Annotated in this window: 25 protein-coding genes; 12 read left to right on the top strand and 13 right to left on the bottom strand. The window is 45.3% G+C overall.

Translation table 11 applies throughout. The annotated features are described in order from the left end of the window. Positions 1-118 precede the first annotated feature (118 nt). From MiSe_RS28655 to MiSe_RS28625, 7 genes are all read right to left on the bottom strand, one after another. A complete protein-coding gene (locus tag MiSe_RS28655) occupies positions 119-445 on the bottom strand; it encodes a helix-turn-helix domain-containing transcriptional regulator (RefSeq protein WP_226586890.1) in 327 nt (108 codons plus the stop codon). Then, positions 417-761, bottom strand: coding sequence for a type II toxin-antitoxin system RelE/ParE family toxin (locus MiSe_RS28650; RefSeq protein WP_226586889.1), 345 nt, complete (start codon positions 759-761; stop codon positions 417-419). Before MiSe_RS28650 ends, MiSe_RS28655 begins: the two co-directional genes overlap by 29 nt. A gap of 201 nt (positions 762-962) precedes the next feature. After that, a complete protein-coding gene (locus MiSe_RS28645) occupies positions 963-1,274 on the bottom strand; it encodes a helix-turn-helix domain-containing transcriptional regulator (protein ID WP_444980563.1) in 312 nt (103 codons plus the stop codon). Continuing rightward, complete coding sequence (locus MiSe_RS28640; protein WP_226586885.1) at positions 1,246-1,590, bottom strand: type II toxin-antitoxin system RelE/ParE family toxin; 345 nt, start codon at positions 1,588-1,590, stop codon at positions 1,246-1,248. The genes MiSe_RS28645 and MiSe_RS28640 overlap by 29 nt, the downstream gene beginning before the upstream one ends. 100 nt (positions 1,591-1,690) lie before the next feature. Continuing rightward, the gene (locus tag MiSe_RS28635) at positions 1,691-2,302 is read right to left on the bottom strand and encodes a zinc metalloprotease (RefSeq protein WP_226586883.1); all 612 of its coding nucleotides are present in this window, start codon (positions 2,300-2,302) and stop codon (positions 1,691-1,693) included. A 55-nt stretch (positions 2,303-2,357) separates the two neighbouring features. Then, the gene (locus tag MiSe_RS28630; RefSeq protein ID WP_226586881.1) at positions 2,358-3,767 is read right to left on the bottom strand and encodes a DUF5009 domain-containing protein; all 1,410 of its coding nucleotides are present in this window, start codon (positions 3,765-3,767) and stop codon (positions 2,358-2,360) included. A 774-nt stretch (positions 3,768-4,541) separates the two neighbouring features. Then, positions 4,542-5,102, bottom strand: coding sequence for a DUF2808 domain-containing protein (locus MiSe_RS28625; protein ID WP_226586880.1), 561 nt, complete (start codon positions 5,100-5,102; stop codon positions 4,542-4,544). Between the two features lie 167 nt (positions 5,103-5,269). Here MiSe_RS28625 and MiSe_RS28620 point away from each other — a divergent pair, with 167 nt between their 5' ends. After that, the gene (locus tag MiSe_RS28620) at positions 5,270-5,773 is read left to right on the top strand and encodes a DUF4149 domain-containing protein (RefSeq protein WP_226586878.1); all 504 of its coding nucleotides are present in this window, start codon (positions 5,270-5,272) and stop codon (positions 5,771-5,773) included. Between the two features lie 65 nt (positions 5,774-5,838). Here the strand turns inward: MiSe_RS28620 and MiSe_RS28615 are convergent, their stop codons facing one another. From MiSe_RS28615 to MiSe_RS28600, 4 genes are all read right to left on the bottom strand, one after another. After that, positions 5,839-6,117: a TMEM165/GDT1 family protein gene (locus MiSe_RS28615; RefSeq protein WP_226586894.1), complete on the bottom strand. Its 279-nt coding sequence runs from the start codon at positions 6,115-6,117 to the stop codon at positions 5,839-5,841. Positions 6,118-6,242: 125 nt separating this feature from the next. Further along, positions 6,243-6,653 carry a TMEM165/GDT1 family protein gene (locus MiSe_RS28610; RefSeq protein ID WP_226586876.1) on the bottom strand — a complete coding sequence of 137 codons (411 nt, stop codon included), beginning with the start codon at positions 6,651-6,653 and terminating at the stop codon, positions 6,243-6,245. A gap of 186 nt (positions 6,654-6,839) precedes the next feature. Next, a complete protein-coding gene (locus MiSe_RS28605; RefSeq protein ID WP_226586875.1) occupies positions 6,840-8,303 on the bottom strand; it encodes a serine hydrolase in 1,464 nt (487 codons plus the stop codon). Positions 8,304-8,664: 361 nt separating this feature from the next. Then, positions 8,665-9,027, bottom strand: a complete 363-nt coding sequence (locus MiSe_RS28600; protein ID WP_226586873.1) for a YkgJ family cysteine cluster protein — start codon at positions 9,025-9,027, stop codon at positions 8,665-8,667. Positions 9,028-9,516: 489 nt separating this feature from the next. Here MiSe_RS28600 and psb30 point away from each other — a divergent pair, with 489 nt between their 5' ends. Beyond that, positions 9,517-9,648 (top strand): photosystem II reaction center protein Ycf12/Psb30, encoded by a 132-nt coding sequence (gene psb30 / locus MiSe_RS28595; RefSeq protein WP_226586892.1) that lies wholly within the window; start codon positions 9,517-9,519, stop codon positions 9,646-9,648. A 71-nt stretch (positions 9,649-9,719) separates the two neighbouring features. Here the strand turns inward: psb30 and MiSe_RS28590 are convergent, their stop codons facing one another. Continuing rightward, the gene (locus tag MiSe_RS28590) at positions 9,720-12,128 is read right to left on the bottom strand and encodes a single-stranded-DNA-specific exonuclease RecJ (RefSeq protein WP_226586872.1); all 2,409 of its coding nucleotides are present in this window, start codon (positions 12,126-12,128) and stop codon (positions 9,720-9,722) included. Continuing rightward, a complete protein-coding gene (locus MiSe_RS28585; RefSeq protein ID WP_226586871.1) occupies positions 12,128-12,556 on the bottom strand; it encodes a hypothetical protein in 429 nt (142 codons plus the stop codon). The genes MiSe_RS28590 and MiSe_RS28585 overlap by 1 nt, the downstream gene beginning before the upstream one ends. Positions 12,557-12,859: 303 nt before the next feature. Between MiSe_RS28585 and MiSe_RS28580 the strand changes: the two genes are divergently transcribed. The 10 genes from MiSe_RS28580 (at position 12,860) to MiSe_RS28535 (ending at position 25,323) form a co-directional block, all read left to right on the top strand. Beyond that, the gene (locus MiSe_RS28580) at positions 12,860-13,141 is read left to right on the top strand and encodes a UPF0175 family protein (RefSeq protein WP_226586870.1); all 282 of its coding nucleotides are present in this window, start codon (positions 12,860-12,862) and stop codon (positions 13,139-13,141) included. Further along, positions 13,138-13,611: a PIN domain-containing protein gene (locus MiSe_RS28575; RefSeq protein ID WP_226586869.1), complete on the top strand. Its 474-nt coding sequence runs from the start codon at positions 13,138-13,140 to the stop codon at positions 13,609-13,611. Before MiSe_RS28580 ends, MiSe_RS28575 begins: the two co-directional genes overlap by 4 nt. Positions 13,612-13,766: 155 nt before the next feature. Then, a complete protein-coding gene (locus MiSe_RS28570) occupies positions 13,767-14,873 on the top strand; it encodes an S-(hydroxymethyl)glutathione dehydrogenase/class III alcohol dehydrogenase (RefSeq protein ID WP_226586868.1) in 1,107 nt (368 codons plus the stop codon). Between the two features lie 53 nt (positions 14,874-14,926). Continuing rightward, entirely contained in the window at positions 14,927-16,090 is a 1,164-nt protein-coding gene (locus MiSe_RS28565) for an alpha/beta fold hydrolase (protein WP_226586866.1), read from the top strand. A 277-nt stretch (positions 16,091-16,367) separates the two neighbouring features. Continuing rightward, complete coding sequence (locus MiSe_RS28560; RefSeq protein ID WP_226586865.1) at positions 16,368-16,607, top strand: hypothetical protein; 240 nt, start codon at positions 16,368-16,370, stop codon at positions 16,605-16,607. Further along, entirely contained in the window at positions 16,604-17,065 is a 462-nt protein-coding gene (locus MiSe_RS28555; RefSeq protein WP_226586863.1) for an HNH endonuclease, read from the top strand. The genes MiSe_RS28560 and MiSe_RS28555 overlap by 4 nt, the downstream gene beginning before the upstream one ends. Positions 17,066-17,377: 312 nt before the next feature. After that, on the top strand, positions 17,378-18,226 hold the full coding sequence (fghA, locus tag MiSe_RS28550) for an S-formylglutathione hydrolase (RefSeq protein WP_226586861.1): 849 nt from the start codon (positions 17,378-17,380) through the stop codon (positions 18,224-18,226). A 246-nt stretch (positions 18,227-18,472) separates the two neighbouring features. Beyond that, positions 18,473-21,040, top strand: coding sequence for a two-partner secretion domain-containing protein (locus tag MiSe_RS28545; RefSeq protein WP_226586859.1), 2,568 nt, complete (start codon positions 18,473-18,475; stop codon positions 21,038-21,040). Between the two features lie 116 nt (positions 21,041-21,156). Further along, positions 21,157-22,074, top strand: a complete 918-nt coding sequence (locus MiSe_RS28540) for a hypothetical protein (RefSeq protein WP_226586858.1) — start codon at positions 21,157-21,159, stop codon at positions 22,072-22,074. A gap of 63 nt (positions 22,075-22,137) precedes the next feature. After that, positions 22,138-25,323 carry a CHAT domain-containing protein gene (locus MiSe_RS28535; protein ID WP_226586856.1) on the top strand — a complete coding sequence of 1,062 codons (3,186 nt, stop codon included), beginning with the start codon at positions 22,138-22,140 and terminating at the stop codon, positions 25,321-25,323. Positions 25,324-25,774 lie beyond the last annotated feature (451 nt).

Here is a 25,774-nt window from a genome sequence, read left to right as displayed (position 1 = left end):
ATATGCTGTAGGGGCACGGCATCATCAATATGTCGGTTCTATCAATATTTTAATTATGCCGTGCCCCTACAATAATGTTCAGGTTGAACATTAGCATAATAATTCCGCAAGACCCAATCTACTTGGGTGCGATCGCAATCCGATACCCCAGCGCATCCAGCAACTCAACCAAACCGTAAATTTCAGCGCCTTTAGTTTCTAACAGAATCTTGTCGAGTTTTTCATAAAATACTTTGGCTTCTTCTGAGAGATTATCGGACAACAAGCCAGCATCCATCACGTCTTTAAGCGCAGATCTTAGCAGTTCAACTGGTGAGGGTTCTTCTTCTCCTTCGTCCAATTCCAACATCACCTCAATATAAGCAGCAGCGTGTTCGACATCTTTGAGAGAAGAAATCAGATAATCGTCGTAGCTTCTACTTGTTGGTGTTTTCACGTCTTTCATAATCTTTCCAATATTCTTTGGCTTTTAGGATATCTTGTTCTTGGGTACTTTTATCTCCACCACAAAGAAGAAGTACTATTGTTGACCCGATTTTTCCAAAATAGACCCGGTACCCAGGGCCATAATCAATTTTAAGTTCACAAACTCCTTCTCCAACCGAGCGATAGTCTCCCAAATTGCCTAACTTGACTCGTTGAAGCCTCTTCTCAATTTTGACTGTGGTTTTGAGATCCCTAAGAGAACCAAGCCATTCTTCAAAAGGGCTTCTTCCGTCTGCTGTCTGGTAGTTCTGAATCTCTCTTGGTTGGGCTTCCACTGTTTGATTATAAACCCATCATAGCTTAGTTTACTTGAAAGGGATCGCTCTACCAAATCAATCTACTGGCTCTTTCAGGTTAAATATGCTGTAGGGGCACGGCATCATCAATATGTCGGTTCTATCAATATTTTAATTATGCCGTGCCCCTACAATAATGTTCAGGTTGAACATTAGCATAATAATTCCGCAAGACCCAATCTACTTGGGAGCGATCGCAATCCGAAACCCCAGTGCATCCAACAACTCAACCAAAGCGTAAATTTCAGCCCCACCAGTTGCTGACAATATTTTGTCAATTTTTTCATAACGCATTTTAGCTTCGTCTGAGAGAGCATTTATCCCCACGCGAGCATCAATTACATCTTTAAGCGTCAACCGGAGCAATTCAGATTCAGGATCTTTTTCTTCTAATACAGCCTCGATATAAGCAGCAGCTTCTTCTGGATCTTTGAGGGATTCAATTAGTGCATTTAGCCAGCTATCACTGGTTGGCATTTTCACGTCTTTCATAGTCCGCCCAATACTCCTTAGCTTTAAGAATATCTTCCACTTGATTGCTTTTATCTCCACCACAGAGTAAAAGTACTATCGTTGTTCCTATTTGTCCAAAATAGACTCGGTAGCCAGGGCCATAGTTGATTCTTAGCTCACAAACTCCTTCTCCAACTGACCGACAATCTCCCAAATTTCCGAGACGAACTCGGCCCAGCCTAGAGTTGATCCTAGCTCTGGCTTCCCTATCTCGCAAGGAAGCAAGCCATTCTGCGAAAGGAATTCTGCCTTCTGGAGTAATATAACGCTGAATCTCCCTCGGTTGTGCTTCCATAATTCGATTATAAGCGTATCGTAGATTAATTTAGCAGAAAGCGATCGCGTAGCGTGCGGTCGGCATATCGCTCTCCCAAATCAATCTACTTAGATGCGGCTTACCCCACAAAAAACCGACTTTGATTCAGCGCTTCTTTATCTTCAGCTAACAAGAATGTATCTGGATAATTGTACATTCCCAAATACATGATGCACTGACTTTCCGGCAGGCTTTGATCTTCCTCGCACCCAGGCGGATGTGGTAAACCAAATGCATGTCCTAATTCGTGTCCCAATCCTCCTATCCATCGCGAAACGGGTTCTTTACTCAATCCGATTAAACCGTGTATATCGTGCTGAGGTAATACCGCTACACCGCAAGTTCCCGCACCGCCGTATTGTCCTCGATCGTTTTCGGCGTCGATATAAAAAATCCAGATAAAATTAGGGTCGTTAAAACTTGCACCCGTCAAGGCAAAACCATCTGCTAAAACATTATTCCAAAACCAAAGATGATATTCGCCTGCGGGATTTGTAGCGTACCATCTGGCTTTGTGGTTTGTTCGCACTACTTCTACAATGCTATCTGTTAACCTAAATGTTTTCTGATTTTCCATCTGCGCCAAATACCACTGCTGGAGATGGGTAATAGCGTTGGCGATCCCATTCTTAAAATCCTCGCTTGGATTAGCATCAGATGGTACTAAATATACAACGCGCACTGTCTGCATAGCTTTTGTTCTTTCAGAAACCCGGTTTTTCTAAAAAACCGGGTTTCTAGATTGCTTAAGTTCTCCAAAATAATTTTAACCTGGTAAATACACTTACAACTAAAGCAATAACCAAAGTATACCCAACTCCTTTCATAAATCCCATAACCGGAGTTTGAGTATGTCTTATAATACTTTCTTCCCATCCTGTTAAGGCCAAAATAGGCCAAAGTAAGTTAGCAAATCCCACATACGCAATCATCGGATTTTGCCCGTTATCGATTAATAAATTTAACCACGATTTTTTCGTAAAAATCTCAAAAATAATGGTAAAACCGATTAAAATAACAATAGACATTCCCGTCGTGACAAAGTAGTAACTCATGGTAGAGGGGTCTTTTTTAATGCCGCCTTCGTAAGGTTCAAAAAATAAGCCAATTGCCAACCATAAAATGCCCCAACTGTAAAGTCTATTGAGCAATCTTTCGGTGGCAGAAGTCGGATGTTTGAATAAAAACCAACCAATCGAGCAAAGAATTGCGGTTGCTAAGGTTGTTGGCAATACTAATCTGGATTGCAATCCGACTAGCAAAGTCAAATTCAGCGCCAACATCAACCAAACAATAGTATCGAAACGCCAGGTTTTCCAAGATTCTTTTTGGTCGTATTCTGTTGTCTGCATCGATTCCAGAATCAAATCGCCAGCGACTGTTCCCGGAATGACTATAAATAGATACTTTAAATAAGCGAATTTGAAAATCCAGGGGGCGGGCGAATATGACCAAAGTTGTGCTACCCAACCATCGGCGGTAGAAGATAGCTGGAGGGCGAATAATAAACCTAGCAATCCAACTCGTAAGAAGATATTTTGCCTGGTAAATAACCAGATTATTGACCCAAAAACAGCCATATTTGCCAGAACAATCAGGATAATATCGCTGCGAGAAACTGAAAAGCCACTTTTGTCTGGATATTGAATTATAGACAGCAGAAAAATTGCCGCAATCCAGGCACTTAAAGTAATTGCGTTGCGTATCCAAAGTTTCCAGGATGCTGGTAAACGAACAAACATAAAAAATAATAGGAAAAACCCCAATAAGGCAATCTGCCATTTTTGCGTCGATGGGTTGGGATTGATGACTTGGGGTCGAAGATGTTGCAGAATAATGGCAAATGCGCCTAAGAGGAATCCGCGTTTAAGAATAGATAAAATAATCCCGATCTTTGGCAATCCTTTGGCGAGGCGAAGGGACAGCGCCAGGGGTATTGCTGCCCCCATTGAAAATAAAAAGATGGGAAAAACGAGATCGACCCAAGTTAATCCGGGCAGTTTAGGATTAAAAACATGGTCGGGTGGCGGTACTTGGGCGTGATACATCCACGCGGGTAAGATTTTGTAGGCGATAGTCCCGGATAAAACCATCGCTAAAATGGCGAAACCACGCAATGCATCGAGGGCGTAGGCGCGTTTTGAGGGGGCGATCATAGGATTTGAGATTTGAGATTTGAGATTTGAGATTTTGGATCGGAGGATTTTGGATTGAGTAGGTATTTTACCCAATCTACTGTCGCCAAACTGGTCAGGACTTACCCACGACGATCCTAGAAACCGGGTTTCTGCTTAGATCTCTGGTTCCCAAACCAACGATTTTTCATAGAAACCCGGTTTCTTCCTATCACCAAAGTTTCCAGCTGCTTCCGCGAGTGCGGAAGGGAGGCATATCTCTGGTTCCCAAACCAACGATTTTTCATAGAAACCCGGTTTCTTCCTATCACCAAAGTTTCTGCTTAGATCTCTGGTTGCCAAACCAACGATTTTTCATAGAAACCCGGTTCCTTCCTATCACCAAAGTTTCTGCTTAGATCTCTGGTTGCCAAACCAACGATTTTTCATAGAAACAAAGGCGATTTGCGTAAGTCCTGCTGGTGTAGGACAATCGCCCCCAGTCGCCAAACCTTACAAAACAGATTATCAGTATTGTAAAACTTTACTCAACTTATCACCATAAATAGCCATTTATGGTATTCTATAACCTGAGAAGCTTAAAAAGCCACCTCAGTAAAGATTAAGAAAGGATCTTAATCTATTCTAAAAAGTAATCCCAAGTCAAAATTATTGATGAGGGATAGAGGGTGTCTAGTAGTACATCCCTTGCGTATAACGACTGTGTTCCCTCATAGTTGGGTTCTTCACAGTCGTTGCTCAAAGCCATAGTAGGATGTTAAACGTTTTGTCTATGTTTGACTATCCCAAATGGAACTATAGACCCAAATCTCCTCTCTCGTAAAAATGCAGGCGTCCAAAACCGAGAAACTGACCCCTTGCTTTCTCGCCTGGGGGAAACGCGGTGACGCCAAATAAATAAACGCCCCCATACCTGGGATTTTGCACGGGTCTCAACGCAATGGTTACCTTCTTGCCTGGATGTACTGGCGGTGAGAATGTTAAATCTAGCGTCTGGTTATCTTTGTTTGGCGTTGCTGCTAGTAGCGCGATCTCACTCCCAGGATTGCGGCGCGTCCCTTCATAGGCGCGACTTTCTTCCAGGTCAAATTCGATCTCGTCGCTTCCCTCATGCTGTGCGATCGCTATCCGTTGCAGCGGTTCTCCCGCATCTTCTGGTACCGAAATTGTAAAATAATATGTCGCACCCCATGCATATGTCTGGTTGAACGTAGTTGACGCCCCCTCTAGACGCGGCACTCCCACAAAGTTAACCGTACCATCCGACAGCGTCACTGCCAACGCGGGTTGACCGACAACTCCCCAAATTGCTGCCGATACTGCTAAGGTTGCTCCTAACAATGTTGCAACGCCCATGGCTCAAATGCAAAATGCAGCCCTACTTATCATGTTAATGTCAAGTCCCCGAACCTGTTTTTAATAATTCTTATAATTAATCGCCGTCAAGTTCGCAAAAATAATTCATATCTCTAATTGAGAAAATTAGCTAAGCTGAAAGTAAGATACAACGCAGGTGAGATTATATGTCTGCTGCTTCTAGCGTCCAATTAAAACGGCCTGCGTGGCAAACAATTATTATTTTTACTTTAGCTTTTTGGCTCAGCAGCAGCCTGGTGCTGGACTTGGTAATTATGCCCGGTCTTTATGCTTCAGGTATGATGGCTGAGTCTGGATTTGCCACGGCGGGTTATCTGATTTTCTGGATTTTTAACCGCATCGAGTTACTCTGCGCTGCCCTGGTATTAACAGGCACGTTAGCGCTGGCACACACGCAAAGTACAACTGAGAAAAGTCACTCCCAAGCCATAATTTTATCCATCATTCTGATGTTGGTGGCTTTAGTTTATACCTATGCCTTGACGCCGCAGATGAGCGCGCTGGGGCTAAATCTCAACCTGTTTGAACCCGCAGTTGAGGTTCCCGGCACGATGAATGTTTTGCACTCAGGCTATTGGGTATTGGAAATTCTCAAGCTAGTCGCTGGCGGTGCAGTTATCCGCTGGTGCTACGGTAGAATTTCAGATTGAAAATTGCAGATTGCAGATTTAAAACGCCAAAATCTGCAATCTCAAATCTAAAATCTGCAATTACTTTATTCTTCGGGTTGGGAAAATAGCAGCCGCCAAGCCATGAAGGCAAAACCGATGGCAGCGATCGCTTTCACCCAACCCACGGGGAGTAAATGTGCAGCCCCTTCCCCGACGATAACGCCTAGCAAGCTAGTCAGCAGCAGCGCCACAGCGGTGCCAAAAAACACGGCGCGGGGAGATTTAGAACTGCCGCTAAGAGCAATCGCAGCTAGTTGGCTTTTGTCCCCCAACTCGGACAAAAACACGGTAATAAAACTCAATCCCAATAAATGCCAGTCCAGCATGTCAATTTTAGATTTGGTAATGGGTAATGGGTAATGGGTAATGGCTAATGGCTAATGGCTAATGGCTAATGGCTAATTTTAGGTTTAACCTTCACCTGCAATTAGCAATTAGCAATTAGCCATTAGCGAGGAACGATTTCCCACAGCAGCTGTGCAGCAATCAACAGCATACTCGCCCCAGCAGCTTTGTTCAGGACTTGGGGAGAGATCCACTTTGCCAGCAAGCGACCTAGCAGACATCCCAACAAGCTTGTCGCTACCAGCGCAGAACCTGCGCCAGCAAAAACCATCCAAGGCGAATGAGACTCGGCACTCATCAGCAGGGTTGCAACTTGGGTTTTATCCCCCATTTCCGATAAAAAGATGGTCAAAAAAGTAGAGCCAAAGACTGCTAACGCACCCAGTTCCAGTTTTGTGGTTGGTTGTTCCTGCTGTCTGTTAGCAGCTTTTAAATCTTGGGGTGCTGTTTCCGTCAGGGGTTGATCCCCAGAATTAGCCACGCTTTTTGGCAACGAGGAGAGTTTTACAGTCAATTTTACTACCCACCAGTTTTTTCATATTTTTCTCATTTTATCTCTAATTAGTCATAGGGCAAGCGGGCAGGTGGGCAGGTGGGCACGACGGCGGGGAGGCAGAGGGGAATTTGAATGTACATTCTCCTCATCTCCCTTGCTCACCTGCTGACTCGCGCACCCGCTGACTCGCGCCCTCACCTTGAACTAAGATCCGCCCAAGCGCTTGAACACAAAGCGCGACATGTCCGGGAATAAATTCCAATCATTCGAGTAGCTTTCATCGCTGGCTAAAACAGACAGAATATAAGCGGTTTTACCATCTCTTGTTTTCACAAACGCGACCTCGTGCCGCCCAGAAGAAGTCCAGCCAGCTTTTGAAGCAAAATCAATATTTTCTGGTAAAGGTTCCCCAAAAAAGCCCTTAATTGGGTTAAATCCCCCAAATCTGATCGTATCTTCTTTCCCTTCCGGACTTAAATCCCTTGCCAACCAGGTGAGCATTTTTTGGCTATATTCCGGAGAAATAGCTTTTCCCATGACAATTTCATACATCAATCGGGCAGCTTGTTCGCTGGAAATTTTATTGCGAATTGGCTCTTGCGGATCGTCCCACATTTGCCCATCTCTGCCTTTAGGTCGATCCGCAGTGTCGAGGGTTTTTTGACTTAAAATAATACCCTCGTACCCGGCTTTGCGGAAAAATTCCGTCAGAAACATCCGGCGCCGCTTCCAATTTTGATATTCTTCATCCGATAGCTTTTCTCCGGATTTTGTCCCGGTAACCGCATTGATAATGCGGCTGGCTGACTCGTTAGAAGACTGTTGAATCATGCGAAAGAGGTCTACATTAAACCCAGCTTCATCGGGCAAAATTCCTTGTGCTAAACCTCCATACACATAAACCATCCAAAACATTTTCAGGACGCTGGCAGGAAACCGCAATACCTGTTGTTGATATCCGGCAACTTCACCAGATTTAACGTTAATTAAGGTGATCGATAATTGCTCGGTTGGTCGTCCTTGATCCACCGCCATATTTACAAGCTCATCAACTATTGCTTGTAAATCCTTGCTTCGCTTTAAATTGGGCGGGGTAGTAACGTTGTATGTGGCTTGTAAATTTTGCGGATCTAGATCTGTTGAGAGCGTTGGTAAAGATCCCCGTTGTGCTGAAGGATATTCCGGCGGCACTAATGGCGAAGCGGGTGGGTACTGGGGTGCTGTTGTCGTCGTCACGGCTGCTGCTTGGGCACTAGGCTGTGTTGTTGCTGGAGGACGAAACAGCGATCGCACTACCCAGGATATGGTAAAAAGACTCAATGCAGTTAATCCGATCGCCACAGCAGCCAATCGCAGTTGTACCCACCTAATCCGCTTTCGTCTGAGGGAGAAACCCTTAGCAGTATCAATCTTAGGAACTTCAGCACCTTTTACCGGAGGTTTTCTTCTGCGCCGCCGTGGTTGTGGTTGAGGCATGACAACAACTTCCCTTTCTACGGGTCTAGACTGTTGCCTGTACCTGTCTTCAAAGTAGGCAAGCTGTCTTTGCATTTCATGATTGTGCCGCCGCAGCCGTCGGATATATTTAATCGCGCGGTCGAGTTTTGTTTCAAGCTCTTCAATCCTTTGGTAAGGATTATTTAGTTTAACTCTTGGTTGTCGAGTCACCCCTACACCTTTTCCTCATACAAGCTTGTTTCCATACAGCCATAAACTTTACCGCTTCGTCTGGCAAATAGAAAGTAGCAGGGCATATTTCCCTTGACGCGGCTGCCAGTTTGGATTATTGAGCGCTTGCAGTACTTTCACCGCTGTTTGTTAAGAAATTTTGACAAAAAGTGGCAGTTGGTAATGGGTAATGGGTAATGGGTCATTGGGATGGACGAGGGCAGCAATTTAGCGGGTGAGCGAGTGAGCGAGTGAGCAGGTGCGCGGGCGATCTCTTGAGCAAGGTAGCAGAGGAGTAGGGCAGCTCTTGAGATGGGGAGCAAAGGAGAATATGCATTCAACTGCCCCTGGGCCCACCTGCTCACCTACCCGATGCGCCATAAACTTCGCTGTTGAAGCGAAGCATCTCTATGCTGCGACGCCCGTAAGTTGACTCTATGTGCTGATGGCAACAGTCAATTGCAAAGTCGCTTACCTCTTCCGGTTCAATGCCATACATATTGCGGAAAGTTTCTAGCTCGACACGGCAAAAGCGCGGGCGATCCGGGTAAATACGGCAACTGCGGTTTGAATGGTCAAAATGGATACACCATCCCCCTTCACCCACCATGCTCAAATACAGTTTTAATTCCTCTGGGGATAGATACTCTTCTAAGTCGGGACGCTCCTGGGGGTCAAGATGACAGCAGGCTCCACATTGTTTAACACACTGCCAAGTCGCCATTGGATTTGAGATTTGAGATTTCAGATTTTAGATTTGGGGAACTCTTGCTACGGTTGAGTTTCAGCCCAATCAGACTGACTATTATAACGCGAAGCGGTACTCGATTCTTGCCCATTACCCTTCCACTGTTCTGCCTGGGAACACCATTACCCTCGTTCCCTGGCTCAGCCTACCCTCGTTCCCTGGCTCAGCCTACCCTCGTTCCCTGGCTCAGCCTGGGAACGTCATTCAGCCTACCCTCGTTCCCTGGCTCAGCCTGGGAACGTCATTACCCAAGCCAGGTCGATACAGAGAGTCTTTCACAACAACTTTCTCCCCTCTCCCTTGTCTTCCACTCCCCGCGTCCTCTTCAACCCCCTTTGATTTTTGTTTAGCTTTTTTTATAGTTTTGTAAAGATACTTAAAAAAGAGGCGCGCTCGCCAGGTAAGATAGAATGCGGATTTTTTAGCTTAGCCATTCGGGACCTTGGGTTAGTTCGGGAGGAAATTATGGATTTTATCACCAATTTTTTCGGCAGCATCAACTTTGAAGTTATCGCCCAGCTGACCATGCTGGCATTGATCGTGCTGGCTGGCCCTGCGGTAATCTTGGTACTGGCAAGTCGCGGCGGCGACCTTTAATAGACCGTAATTGGTCGAGTGTCATTGGTCATTGGTTTTTTGGTGCGTGCTTCGCCCATACTGACTAATGACTAATGATTTTTTTCAGCAATTTCCAAAGCCTGAAGCGCGGCCTGAATTAATTTATAATAACCAGGTTGAGAAATATCAATTTCCTCAGATTCTTCGCGGTTCATACCCAGTAAACCTGTTGTTTGTCCGGGTGCAATGGCGAGGACTTTTCCTTGAGAATTTCGGATTCTTAATTCCCGCTCGAAACCGTTGGCAAATAACCCGCAAGTGTAGCGGCGTTCGTTATAGTAAAACTCTGCCTTTGCGGGAATAGTCGGAAAAATCAATGGGGGAAATGCTTTGACAGTGCCGTTTGCTTGAGGCGAGGCAAGTCGCACGCCTACTAATTCCAGTTCAATACTTTTGCTGCCATTCCAGTTATTTTCTCGCAACTTATAGGCAATATCCAGGCGCGACGGTAGGGGAAAATAATCGCGCCAACGCCATGCGATCGCTTTTATTTGGGTAATTGCGTTCCCAGGCTCAGCCAGGGCGTTCCCTGGCTCAGCCACGGCGTTCCCTGGCTCAGCCACGGCGTTCCCTGGCTCAGCCACGGCGTTCCCTGGCTCAGCCACGGCGTTCCCTGGCTCAGCCTGGGAACGAGGGTAATTCTCCTCTCCCCACCTGCCCACCTGCTCAAGAGCTCCTCTGCACCGCAGATCCTCTGCTGTAATATCTTGAATTAGGGTGAGTTTGATGTGTCCTTTACCCACAATTTGTTGGTCAATTGCTCGCACGTTGGGCGTCCAAAATACCGGATCGCTATTTTCAATCCCGCAAGGGTGGAGGGCGTCTATTTGTCGATAAAGGTCAAGGTTAATTTGATCTAAACTCGCTTGTGCATCAATTTTTACAACAGGTTTGAGGTGTTCTGGTTGCAGGCATTGATGGGCAAAGGTGCGAAGGCGCGAGCGCAACTTCTCCAAATTCTCGCCCGGTAAAGAAAATCCCCCGGCGGCTTTGTGTCCGCCAAACTTACCTAAGAGGTCGGCGCAAAATTCTAACGCTTCAAATACGTGAAATTCCGGAATTCCCCGCGCCGAACCGCGAATGCGATCGCCTGGAAGAGGACGCGGGGAGTGGGAGAAGCTCTGACGCGGAGAAAGTTGTTGTGAAAGATTCTCCGCGTCAGAGCGTCCCCGCGTCAGAGTCTCCTCTTCCTCCCCCTCATCTTCGTATGTGCCAATGAATACCGGCACGCCGTAGCGTTCCACGAGGCGAGAGGCGACGATGCCGATGACGCCGTGATGCCAGTTGGGTTGGACGAGAAGCAAGACGCGCTCTTGCTGCAAGTTTAGCTGACTTTGTTCGATGTGCGCGATCGCTTCTTGTTCAATTTCCTCGCACAATAGTTGTCGATGTCGGTTAATCTGTTCGCACTGCATTGCCCTTTCTAGGGCTAATCCCATATCATCGGTTGTGAGTAAATCGATGACAATTTGAGGGTCGGCAATTCGTCCCACTGCATTAATGCGAGGTCCCAATCTAAAGCCAATATCTTCTGGTTTTAGAGATTTTGGATTGCTAATTGCTAATTGGTAATTGCTAATGGCTAATTGGTAATTCTCCAGGGTCCACCTGCCCACCTGGCCACCTGCTTCCTGGACTCCAGAAACTTGAATTAATGCTTGTACGCCTGCTAGCTGAGATTGGGGGAGTAGCTGCAAACCGCGTTTTACCCAACGGCGGTTCACGCCGGTTAAAGGAGCGAGATCTGCGATCGTTCCTAATGTAAATAATTCTAATAAAGGCTTGACTAATCCCTTGGCTTTACCCATTTGTTGCGCCAAAGATACTGCCAAGATATAGGCAACGCCGACACCGGCAAGTCCGCGATAGGGGGAAGATTCTGGAATTAATTTTGGGTTGAGAATTGCATCGGCGGGGGGGAGTTGCTGAGGCAGGTCGTGATGATCTGTAACAATAACCTTGACACCCAACTGTCTAGCTCGTTCAATTGGGTCGTAAGCGGAGATGCCGTTATCGACGGTTAAAATCAGCGCTACGCCTTCGGAGTGGAAGTCTTCTACAATGCGGCGATTGATGCCGTAACCTTCCTTCATGCGACTGGGAATGGCGTAATCGACATTTGCCCCTAACCAGCGGAGACTTCGCAACAACAAAGCCGTACTCGTCATGCCATCGGCGTCGTAGTCGCCGCAGATGGCGATTTTTTGATGGCGAGCGATCGCATTTTCCAACAACTCCAGGCTAATCGCCAAATCGGGTAATTCCGCAATTGGTTCTGGTAAAGCCGCCAATTCGGGCGATAAAAACAGCTGAGCTTGTTCGGGCGTTTCAATGCCCCGATTTAACAGTACTTGCGCCAAAAGCGGTGAAAGCTGGGTAACCTCCGCCAACTTTTGCGCTGGTTCTATTTGCGCTGGGGCAATTTCCCAGCGCTGGTTAGGTAATTGAAAATTAGGCACTAGAAGATGTATAGCGTATCGTTAAATTCCGAATCAAATATCGCGCGATCATCATTATAGTAACTACCGGGTCGCAATTCTACATGTAAAGTTTTGGCATTTGGTTTAGCAACCCTTGCTTGCAGCGGCAGATTCGCTTGCGGACTCCAGTATAAAAAAGATACACCTTTATCCTGCGGTCTAAGCCTGAAATTTAATTTTAGTCTTTGTCGGGGTCGCATGGTAATGGGGCCGGTGTAAGATGGCAGTTCGACTTGAATTGATTCGGAAGTATTGTTTGTTACCTGTAAGCTGATAGCTTGTCCGGGTTGGATGGTCTTTCCCGTTCCCAAAAATTTTGGCCCTGCTTCTACTAATTTGGGCAGGAGTGCCGGAGCAACGAGCAGCGTCGTTGCGGTTAAAATCCCAGGCAGAAGTGTTTTAAACATATATAGATAACCCCTAAAAACTTGTTTTTGGTTTTGAACTCAAAACTTATATATTTTGACCCTACCTTGGGTATCAGCTTTCTAGGCAAAAGTCAAGATTTTTTTAAGTCTTTTTCCCTGTTTTTATCATTGCAGGTAGCGCTCGCGATTGTTCGTAGTAGCGTTTCAGCGCTAGGGGATTAGCACTACCATAGTTCGTAAGCGACTGTATGGGATTGGCGCTGGCGCTACTAGGAGGACTCAGAGGCGATCGCAACCAACTACTTCCAGGCAATTAAGATCATAAGTAGGAGGAAAGCCACTATGAAAATTACCCTTGATATTCCCGACAACATTGCCCAGCAACTTACCGAAACACCAGAGGAGTTGCAGCGTTACCTACTCGAACTCCTAGTCATCGAAGCCTACCGCACCGAGCGCATAACTCATTTTCAGGTGGGACAAATCCTCAATTTACCCTCCCGTTGGGCAGTCGATGCCTTCCTCAAAGCCCACCATGCTTACCTACATTACAACGAAGAAGACTTGGAAAGCGATCGCGAAACCCTGCGCCAGTTGAGAGGGAAACAAGCCATCACCTCATGATTGTTATTTCCGATACTTCCCCTATTCTTTACCTACTGCTAATTAACCAACTAGACTTACTGCCCCAAATGTATGCTCAAGTCATCATTCCCGAAATAGTAAGGGATGAACTCGCAGATCCGGGGGCACCGATCCAACTTCAGCAATGGATCGCCAATGCACCTGAATGGCTAATCGTTCAGCCAGTCACCAGCACACCGGATGCAACTCTCAGCAACCTCAATCCAGGTGAACAAGCTGCCATCACCCTGGCTCAAGAATGCCTTGCAGACTTACTTATAATTGATGAAAGAGCTGGAAGACGTGCTGCCACAAATCTAGGAATCCGCATTATCGGCGTACTAGGTATTTTAGATGAAGCAGCTGCTCAAGGCTTGATCAATTTTCCAGAAGCGATCGCCCAACTTCAGCAAACAAATTTTCGTGCTTCCCCTGTATTAATTCAGCGCCTCCTCGATAGCTACCAATAAACACAAAATCGGTAGCCATCAGGTATGGCTGCCAAGAAATCCTCTCCAAAGCACAGGTTATCTATCCCCAGCAATAGAGATCCTGCTAGTCTTCTGGATAGCGATCGCATGATAATCTATACAAACCCTCAAAAAATCGGCTACGAGAGAGCAAGATGGACGTTAAAGCAGCAGTCGCCTTTGAAGCAGGCAAACCCCTAAGCATCGAAACCGTACAGCTAGAAGGCCCCAAAGAAGGGGAAGTACTGGTAGAAATAAAAGCAACTGGCGTGTGCCATACCGATGCATTTACCCTCTCCGGTGCCGACCCAGAAGGACTGTTTCCCGCTATCCTGGGGCATGAAGGCGCGGGTGTAGTCGTAGAAGTAGGGGCGGGAGTAAAGTCAGTCAAAGTGGGCGACCATGTTATTCCCCTTTACATCCCAGAATGCCGCAACTGCGAATACTGTCTCAGCGGCAAAACCAACCTCTGTCAAGCGATTCGGGTAACCCAAGGGCGGGGTGTGATGCCCGATGGTACGAGTCGATTCTCACTAAATGGGCAGAAACTCCTTCACTACATGGGAACTTCAACGTTTGCCAACTATACCGTATTACCCGAAATTTCCGTCGCCAAAATTCGCGAAGATGCCCCATTTGAGAAAGTTTGTTTAATAGGTTGCGGCGTTACAACTGGACTGGGTGCAGTTGTCAATACCGCCAAAGTTGAAGCAGGATCTAATGTCGTTGTCTTCGGTTTAGGCGGGGTGGGTTTAAACGTAATTCAAGGCGCAAAGATGGTAGGCGCTAATATGATTGTGGGAGTAGATATCAACCCAGCCAAGCGCGAATTAGCCGAAAAATTCGGCATGACACACTTTGTTAATCCCAAAGAAGTGGCAGGAGATTTAGTTGCTTACCTCGTGGAATTAACAAAAGGGGGAGCAGATTACAGTTTTGAATGCATCGGCAACATTAACGTGATGCGACAAGCATTAGAATGCTGCCACAAAGGTTGGGGAACGAGCGTCATTATCGGGGTAGCAGGTGCAGGACAAGAAATTAGTACCCGTCCGTTTCAATTAGTCACCGGGCGAGTTTGGAAAGGCAGCGCTTTTGGAGGGGCAAAAGGTCGCACCGACGTGCCTAAAATTGTCGATTGGTTCATGAACGGCAAGATTGATATCGATAGCTTGATTACTCAAGTAATGCAGATCGAAAAGGTCAACGAAGCATTTGATTTAATGCACGGCGAATCAATTCGCAGCGTTTTAACATTTTGATTGCTCGCATCAAAAAGATTAGGGTTGTTGCAAAAGTCATTGGGACAAACAGGATGCCCATCCCACAAGCGGTTTTTTTCTTGTGGGGTAGTCCCGCCTGCCCGCAAATTGAGCGAAAACAGACAAACAGGATGCCCATCCCACAAGCGGTTTTTTTCTTGTGGGGTAGGCGTCCCGCCTGCCCGCAAATTGAGCGAAAACAGACGCGCATAGGTCTATATATGTCGATTTCCATCGACTTGTTGTTTTTGTTAGCAACAACAAGTTATCACCACCTCGCTACTTGGATTGAGAATCGCAGGCATAAACCCCCCGGTCAACTGATTGACATGGGGGGTTACAAACTGCACCTATACTCGCGAGGAGAAGGAAATCCAACCGTTATCCTCGACCATAGTTTGGGTGGAATAGAGGGTTACTTATTAATCGAAGAAATTGCTCAAATCACAAAGGTTTGTATTTATGACCGAGCGGGATATGGATGGAGCGATTCCAGTCCAAAAAACCGTTCCAGCAAACAGATTGTCCAAGAATTAGATGCAATGCTTGTTAAAGCAGGGATAGCGCCGCCTTACATTTTGGTCGGTAACTCTTTTGGCAGTTATAACGTGCGGCTTTATGCGAGTCAGTTTCCGGAAAAAGTTGTAGGAATTGTTCTCACAGATGGGTTGCATGAAGCAGCGATGTTAAATATGTCCTTGAATCTGAGACTACTACAATTATTTTTTATGTCCGGATTTGCGATGTCAATGCTGGGGTCAACGCTGGGTTTAATCCGGCTTTTGGGAATGGTGGGAATGTTTGAATTTATCAAAAAAGAACTGGGTCAATTTCCATCAGCAACTAGACAAAAAATCAAGCGGTATTTTTACCAGTCACAACACTGGATAACGATGTGGCGGGAAATGTGGAATTTAGAGACAAGTGCTAAGCAAGTTCATCAGGTAAGTAATTTGGGCGATATTCCGATTGTTAGTATTAAATCTAGTACATTTTTTAAGCGGTCAATTTGGAATTTTTACATGCCAATTGCAGCGGCGAATCAACTGCGAGACAAAATGCACGTCGAATTGCTCAAACTCTCAACAGATTGTACCCAAATACAAGCAACTCGCAGCGGTCATTTTGTTTGGGTAGATCAGCCAGAGGTTATCAGAGAAGCGATTCAGAAATTATTGCAGAAGTTAAGACAAAAACGCGAGAATTTGGGGAATTAGAACGACCATTTTTGATGGCTTTTCGTCAGGAAAATTTTGCCAAAACACCTACGGGTCTATCCCATTAGTTTTGAGCAGGAACAAATCCCTTCACGGCGGAGTAATCGGCGACTGGGATCGTGGGTGTAGGGGCACGGCAACCTGGATATCTTGGTAGTAGACCAGAATGTTGCTCGTGCCGTGCCCTACCCAACCGTTAGATTGAGTGCGCTCGCAAAACTCAACAATTTGGCATGTTATAATACTACCATTATGCTAAACCTACCAAGACAAAACCATGTTTGCTCAAGTAATGGTTCACCCCTCGTCCTGGGTAGAGTCTGGAATCAAAATCAGCAAAGTTAGGCATCTAAATCTGTTCAAATTTACCGACGATATCCAGTTTCGTTTAGATGAACTTTCTGAGAATAAAAAAGCTGGATTGCTGACTCTAGTAGAAGAGGCTGAACTGGCAGGAATCTTGGAACTTGACCGGATTTTTACCTTACTGAATGCCAAAATAATTGCTGAATCATGACACTGAGTGATGCAACTAAAAAACTGGTAAGAAAGAGAGCAAAATCCCTTTGCGAATACTGTCATTTCTTAGAAGAAGCCAGTGCAGCCAAGTTCGCTATCGATCGGATCGTTCCCCAGTCGATTGGTGGCGCGGATGACCCGGATAACCTAGCTCTAGCGTGCCAGCGTTGTAACGGATATCGCTCTAACTTCATCACTGGAATCGATCCGCAAACCCAGGAAATTATCCCCCTGTTTAATCCGCGTCAGCAAAAGTGGTCAGATCATTTTATTTGGACAGCAGATGGTTTAAAAATTATCGGCATTACTCCTACTGGTAGAGCCACTGGTAATCGTCTAGATCTCAATGATGAACGTCACAATGAAGGCTCTATTGTTAAAGCTCGTCGTTTGTGGGTGCGTGGGGGTTGGCATCCGCCTGATGAAGACCCGCGACAAGCAGGTGAAAAAGTTTGAAGAGTGAGATGATACGACTGCGCCTTTAGGGGCTATTGCTCGTGTTTCCTCCCAGAGCTAAAGCTACTGGGTTTCCACACTTGCGGAGGTTTTATGAGGCTGCGTAGGCAGCTTTGGTCTGTGTAGCCGCACCCTTATAGCGGTTTGCAGCCGGATGAGGTACATCTGAGTTTGTCAAGCGCGCAGCATTAATGCTGCGCGCTTGACAAACTCAGCCTTTTGGCTGTACTTTACTCGCTTGCAATCCGCTGTAAAGGTGACGGATGTTAACCGAGAAGTACCAATCACCCATTACCCATTAGCAATTAACTTATGTCTGCATCTCCCAATCTAGTCAGCAAACATACTTGTTTTGGTGGAACTGTTGCTTTCTATAGCCATCATTCCTCTGCCTGTAATAGCAAAATGAAATTCGTCGTGTATCTACCACCCCAGGCAAAATCAAAATCAGTGCCGGTTTTATATTTTCTCTCAGGTTTAACCTGTACCGAAGAAAACTTTATAGTAAAGGCAGGGGCGCAACAATTTGCAGCCAAATATGGATTAATGTTAGTCGTTCCAGATACCAGTCCTCGCAATAATGGAATTCCGGGGGAAGATGACGACTGGGATTTTGGCACGGGGGCAGGTTTTTACGTCGATGCTACGGTTGAACCTTGGAAATCGCACTATCAAATGTACAGCTATGTAGTTGATGAATTGCCTACTATTATTGCCGAACATTTCCCAGCAATTCCAGAAAAACAAAGTATTTTTGGTCATTCAATGGGGGGGCATGGGGCGCTCATTTGTGCGTTGAAAAACCCGGAACGCTATCTATCTGTTTCTGCATTTGCTCCTATTGTTGCACCGATGCGCTGTCCTTGGGGTCAAAAAGCATTTACGAATTATCTTGGATATGATACAGAAACTTGGCGTGCATACGATGCCAGCGAATTAGTATTAACTGCACAATATAATCGTCCCATTCTGATCGACCAAGGCATCGAAGATAAGTTTCTTTCTAACCAATTGCTACCAGAATTATTCGAGGAAGCTTGTGCAAAAGTCGGACAGACACTAAGCTTGCGAATGCAAGCAGGTTACGACCATAGTTATTACTTTATCGCCACGTTTATGGAAGACCATATCCGCCATCACGCGGCTGCTTTGTCTGGATAAAATTCAGATCTTGCATCAGTCTCCCAACCCGCCCGGAAATAAATTTCCGGGCTAATAGCGAAAGTCGGTTAAAACCGACTAAATGCAATCAAACCAGTCGATTTTAACCGACTTTCGCGGCTCGCTGTGGGAATTTATTCCCTGGCAGGCTAATGCGAAAGGTGCAAGATCTCAATAAAAAGCACTTCTCCGGATAGTCTGGCGCCCAATACGAATCTAGCAATGGTTGCGTGGGAGGTTACTCTGATGCTACACCCAATTCCCCTCAAATCGACGCTAGCCTGCTTAACTGTAACAGGATTAATCGGATTCATCCCTCAGATTAATTCTCCCAGCGCTTTTGCTCAATCTATTGTGCCAGCAGCAGACGGAACTAACACGCAAGTTATCCCAAACCGCAACGAATTTAACATCCAGGGGGGACAATTATCCGGAGATGGGGCAAATCTGTTTCACAGCTTTGAAAAATTCGGCTTATCAGAAGGTCAAATTGCCAATTTTCTATCTAATCCGAACATCCGCAATATTATCGGACGCATCAATGGCGGGGAAGCGTCCTTAATTAACGGACTGATTCAGGTGTTGGGTGGCAATTCTAACTTATATTTAATGAATCCAGCAGGAATTATTTTTGGTGCTAATGCTCAGTTAAACGTACCTGCTGCCTTTACTGCAACCACCTCCACGGGTATCGGTTTTGGTAACAATAATTGGTTCAATGCGGTTGGGGAAAATAATTGGTCAGTTTTGGTTGGTACGCCGAACGAATTTAGGTTTGATACTCTCAATTCTGGAAGTATTGTTAATTTTGGTAATTTAGCCGTCAAGAAGGGAGAAAGTTTAACCTTACTGGGTGGGAATGCAATCAATCTCGGCACATTAGAAGCACCGGGAGGCAGAATTACCGTTGCCGCAATTCCGGGGAGAAATGTTATCCGCATTTCTCAAGCGGGACATTTGTTAAGTATAGAATTGCCGCTGATATCAGAGAGTGAAACAGGAATAAGACCGCTGTCGTTGCCTCAATTATTGACTGGCGGTAATCTGGGTAATGCGAATGCTATTTCGGTGAACGAACAAGGGCAAGTTGTTCTGACGGGTTCGGGTATTGACCTACCAAATCAAGCAGGAACCGCGATTGTTTCTGGAAGTGTTTCTAGTAGCAATCAGCAGGCAGTTGGAGGAGAAGTTAATATTTTAGGCGCGCGAATTGCCGTTATTGATGCCAATATTAATGCTTCTGGTGCAAATGGTGGCGGTAATATTTTCATCGGCGGTAATCGTTCTGGAATTGGCCCTCTTCCTAATGCTCAATATACATTTATTAGTCCCGATTCTGTTGTTTCTGCTGATGCTTGGCAACGGGGAAATGGGGGGCAAATAATTGTTTTTGCACAAGATACTGCTCAAGTTTACGGTACGCTGACCGCACGGGGTGGGGTGCAATCCGGGAATGGGGGATTTATCGAGACGAGTGGGATGCGATCGCTTACCATTACCACAGTCCCCAATGTAGGCGCACCAGCAGGTTTAGGCGGCGAATGGCTAATCGATCCTGCTAATATCACCATTGTTGCAGGTAGTGGCAACACCAACATCAACACAACTTCCCCTTTTCAATCATCTGGTAATAATGCCGAGTTGGGAGTTGATTTGATTACAACTGCACTCAATTTCGGCGATGTTACTATTTCAACTGGAAATACTGGCACGCAAGCTGGAGACATTACCCTGAATGCGCCGCTAACTTTTAATCTAATAAGTGAGAGAACGCTGACGTTAAATGCTGATAACGATATTGCCATTTTGCAACCAATTCAGGGGACAGCAGGTAGCGCACCATTGAATCTTGTTTTCAATGGAAATAACCGCCTCGCCATTTTTAATAATCCCACTCTAAATTCTGCTGGCGGGGATATCAACTTAACAGCAAGGGGGAGGGGTAGTAATCCCAATTCATTTCCTGTAATGCATATCCAGACGGGTACTGCCATTAATACAGGTGGGGGAAATTTTACAATTACAACTACAGCTAACTCTGCTAACACAATTGGTGGATCTTTTGATAACAGTCGGATCGCTGTTACAGGGAATGGAAATATTACATTCAATGGCAGTAGTGGTAGCAATCCTGGCGTTTTTATTACGGGTAGTCAGTTCACGGTTGAAAATGGGAATATTACGATCAACGGCACTGGCAATCCTGCTGGACATGGCATTTTGCTCAATGGTGCCACCCGACTAACTGCTACAGGGAATGGAAATATTAGGTTTAATGTCAGCGACGGTGGTGGTCGTCTGACAATTGGCGACGATAGTCAGTTGATCGTTAATAATGGTGCAATAACGCTTAGTGGCACTGGTGGCATGTTCCTCAATGTTGGCAGTAGCATCCAATCTACAACTGGTGCCATAACTATCAATAACTCTGATGTCATTTTCATCAATAATGGCAGCAGCATCCAATCTACCACTGGTGCTATAACACTCGCTGGCAATAGTGACATTTTCATCACTGGTAGCAGGATTCAATCTACCAGTGGTGTCATCAATCTCACTGCCACTGGTTTGATTTTTGTCTATACTGGCAGCACCATTCAATCTACCAGCGGTGGTATTAATCTCACTAGCAATGAAATTGCACTCAATGGCATTAATATTAACCCAACTCCTGGCAGCGGCAATATTACTCTAAAAGCTGATGAAATTAACCTCGGTAGCAACACTCAAATTAGAGGCACTGGCACAATCCGATTGCAACCCCTCAACCCCAGTTTGGGCATTACGGCGGAAATTTTGATCGCAATGACTTAAATCTTGATAACTCTGAACTTGCGACTCTCCAAAATGGTTTCTCTCAAATTATTATTGGCAGTTCTGACAACACTGGCACGATTGCAATCGACCCTACTGCTGCATTCAACATTCCAGTGAATATTGCAGGCGGTGCAACTTTAGTAGGTTCTAACCGCAACGCAGATTGGACAATTACAGGTAGCAACTCAGGCAGTATCGGCGGTTATCCAAACGGTTTTACTTTCAACAATATTGAAAATCTCAGGGGTGGAACCCTGGATGATAATTTTGTTTTCAATGATGGGGCGAATTGGCAAGGAACCATCGATGGCAATAGGGGAACCGATACCCTCAATTATTCTAATTTTACCAGCAACTTAACTGTAGACTTAGCTGCTTTGGGAGCAACTGGCATTGAAACCGTTATTGGCACAACGAACGCGACTAGCACTCTGATTGGTAGCAATACAAATAATACTTGGAACCTCACAGGAACGAACAGCGGCACGGTTAACAATACCCTCAGCTTTAGGAACTTTCAAAATCTTGTCGGTGGCACGCTGGATGATAATTTCGTTTTCAATGATGGCGTGAACTGGGGCGGAACCATTGCTGGCAACACGGGAACGGATACCTTAGATTATTCTGCCTTTACAACTGCCTTAACTGTAGATATATCTGCTCTAGGAGCAACTGGTATTGAACTGGTTATTGGTACAACTAATGCAACTAGCACTCTGATTGGCGGCAATACAAACAACACTTGGAACCTCGCAATAACGAACGGGGTTACGCTAAATAATACGCTGAATTTCATTCAATTTCAAAATCTGATTGGCAAACTGTTAGATGATAATTTTATTTGCCGAAATCCCATGAATTGGAGTGGTTTAATTGATGGTAATATCGGAAATGATACGCTAGATTATTCAGCGTTTACGATTCCTGTAACTATAGATTTATCTACGTTAAATGCCGTCATTATTGAAACAATAGTTGGCACAAACAATGCTACCATTACCTTAATTGCTCCCGATTTTAACAATACTTAGAATATCGCAACCAGCAACAGCGGGCGGCTCAATTATGTTCTCAATTTCCGCAAATTTCAACGTTTGATTGGGGGAAGATTAAATGATAACTTTATCTTTGATAACGGAGTAACCAGGGGCGGAATTATCGATGGAAATCAGGGGATAAATACCCTTGATTATTCTGCTTTTACTGCTCCTGTAACAGTAGACTTAAACGCAATAGGAATCAACAACCTCAATATTAACAACATTATTGGAACGACGAATGCCACCAGCACCATAATTGGCAATAACAATAACAATACTTGGACGATTGCAGGAAATAATAGCGGCAGGTTTAATAACAATCTCAATTTTAGCAACTTTCAACGTCTGGTTGGGGGCAACCTTAACGATGAATTTGTTTTTAATGATGGGATTAACTGGAACGGCACGATTGATGGCAGCAGTGGAACAGATACCTTAAATTATGCTAATTTTACCAGGAATTTAGTCGTCAATTTACAGGCTTTGACAGCTACCAGTATTGAAAATATCATTGGAACGAACAACGCGACGAGTACGCTGATTGGCAGAGATACACCTAACAATTGGAATATCGCCGGAAATAATAGCGGCACGTACAATGGGACGCTGAGTTTCAGTCAATTCCAAAACTTAACTGGAGGAAATGAAGCAGATAAATTTAATTTTACTCCCGTAGCTAGCATTAGCGGCAATATCAATGGCGGTGCTGGAATCTTGAACCTAATTGGGGATGAAATTAATTTTTATGGTACTGTTTCAGGCACGGGAGATTTAAGAATTGAACCCTCAACGGTTAACCAAGAAATTCAAGTGGGAGGGACAGATAGTGGGAACAATAACGTTCTAGAGTTAACCAGTACAGAGATAAGTTTGCTGGGAAATGGTTTTCGAGCGATTACTATTGGAAGGATGGATGGAAGCGGGAGGATAACTCTAACAGGGGACGCGACGTTTCAAGACCCGGTGACGTTACAAACTCTTGGTTCTATTACTTATACAGGGGGAATTATTAGAGGTGCTGATAATGCCACGATTACCTTAACAGCGCAGGGAAATATTACTACAGGCAGTATTGTTAATCCTGGTCGCGCGATTAGAATCACCAGTCAACAAGGGCAAATTAATACCACGGCGGGGATAATTAATGCTAGTTCTAATACGGGGGATGGAGGCGAGATCGCTCTCACCACACCTGCTAACATTAATAGTAGCAACCTCAACTCTAATTCCACAACAAATAGAGGAGGAAATATTACCCTAACCTCCCAAACGGGAACCATTACTACTGGTAACCTGAATTCATCTGGAATTACCAGCGGCGGTAATATTATCGTTCAAGCTCAAACCGCAATTACCACTGGCGAAATTAACTCTAGCGCAACTATCGGAAATGGGGGTAACGTTAACTTAGATCCGATTGGAGATATTGAAGTAAGTTTCATTAACACCCAAGGCGGAACAAATGGGAGAGGCGGAGATGTTTTTATTGAGTCTACAGGCGGTTTTTTCCGCGCTACTGGTTCATTTTCCACTTCTTTTTCCCCAACAGGAACCGCGAGTATTTCTACAGCGGGTAATTTAGGGGGAGGTTCGATTACAATTCGCCACGTTGGCGGAGACGAAACAGCTCCCATTCAACCATTTGTAATCGGAAGTTTGACACCGAATGGGACGCAAGCTGCAATTACTACGGGAGCATTTACTCTGTTTCCAGGGGAATCTTTTCCACGTGCTTTTAGTTTGGGCAATATTGGTTTAGTTACTGATAGCGTAACTCCACAACCGCAACCGCAACCACAACCGCAACCGCAACCGCAACCACAACCGCAACCGCAACCGCAACCTAGCGCACAGGTAGACGATACTGAGTTGCTTCATAGCCAAAAAAATCCCCCAATTCAATCAGAAACTAGCGATACTGTTCCTGTAGAAATTGATGCTTCTGTCGCTGCAATTGAACAGGTGTTGACGCGGGAATTTGAAGCTTACTTTGGTCAACCTGCTGTTACGCCTATCGTTACTTTAGAAAATATTCAGCAGCGGTTGCGACAAACGGAACGAGAAACGAGAATAAAATCGGCGGTGCTATACATAGTATTTAGTCGCCGCAATTTGAGAGAAAATGCAGCTTTAATTTGTCCGGCGCGGGAGTCTTGGTTAGGTAGGGAAAATAATTTAGAATTACCGCAACCTTTGTGCGATCGCTCTCCCAACGACCCAATCGAACTTATACTGGTGACGGGAACTAGCGAACCCATTCGCGTGCTAATTCCCAACGCGATGCGCCAACAAGTGCTAGCACTAGCAAGCGAATTTCGCGGTGAAGTCACAAATCCTTATAAAACCCGCACCACCAGTTATTTAACATCCGCTCAAAAACTGTACGATCTTTTAATTGCGCCGATTCAATCGACGCTGCGATCGCAAGGCATTACCAATATCATGTTCGTACCAGATGCGAGTTTGCGATCGCTCCCCTTCGCCGCACTTCACGATGGACAAAAATTCTTCATCGAGCAATACAGTCTCGCTTTAATTCCCAGTTTCAGCTTAACCCAACCTCGCTACATCAATCTCCAAAAAGCCAGAATTTTAGGCATGGGTGCGGCAAGATTTCGCGAACAAGAACCTTTGCCCTTTGTTCCCGTTGAATTAGCGAACATTACTGCTAAAATAGGGCAAAATCGCCGACTTTTAAATGAAAGTTTTACCCTGAATAATCTCAACCTACAGCGCCATCAGCAAGAGTTTGAAATTGTCCATTTAGCAACCCATGCCAGATTTCAGGCAGGCAATCCCGATAATTCTTACATTCAACTGTGGGATACTCGCTTGCTGCTGCCGCAAATGCGCCAGTTAAAGTGGAATAATCCACCTGTGGAATTGTTAGTACTTTCTGCTTGTCAAACAGCGTTAGGAGACGAACAAGCAGAATTAGGATTTGCTGGATTGGGAGTGGAAGCGGGAGTAAAATCGGCGCTGGCAAGTTTGTGGCGTGCCAACGATAAGGGTACCCTGGGACTAATGGCAGCATTTTACCAGCACTTACAAACAGCGCCAATTCGAGCTGAAGCGCTCAGACAAGCGCAAATTGCTTTAATAGAAGAAAAGGTGCGGGTAGCAGCGGGAAAATTGCGCCTTTGGGATGGAACAACTGTAGAATTGCCCGAAACCGCAGATACAGACTTTGCTCATCCTTACTATTGGGCAGCATTTACGTTAATTGGTAACCCGTGGTAGTCACAGCCTTGTCACTACCCATAAAACCCGCCCTGCAATAAATTGCAGGGCTAATAGCCAAAGTCCACGTCATGGACTCGAAAGATTTCTTTAGTCCATGACGTGGACTTTCGCTATCAGCCAGGGATTGAAATCCCTGGCGGGCTGAAAGGGAAAGTAACGACAAGCCCTCAAGGGTGGCTCTACACAAACAAAACCCGCCGGCGCGGGTTTTAAATCTAGGCTAAAAATGTAGGTTGGGTTGAACGATAGTGAAACCCAACATGCCACACCCCGCTTGGGTATCGTAACTAATATAAACTTTTGTAACAATTTCCAGCTCCTGGGAAAAATTGGCAGATATCTAAAGTAGAAGCGAGCGATCGCTGGTGAAATTTAGTGCATCTTCTCCTCATTCATGCGATCGCTAGTTGATCAAGATTAGCTCATCTTCAAAAGCATGAGTTGTTTC

The sequence above is a fragment of the Microseira wollei NIES-4236 genome, assembly GCF_020521235.1.
Classification (GTDB): domain Bacteria; phylum Cyanobacteriota; class Cyanobacteriia; order Cyanobacteriales; family Aerosakkonemataceae; genus Microseira; species Microseira wollei.
Note: the sequence above shows the minus strand (reverse complement) of the source record. Positions and strands in the feature narration are given on the sequence as shown.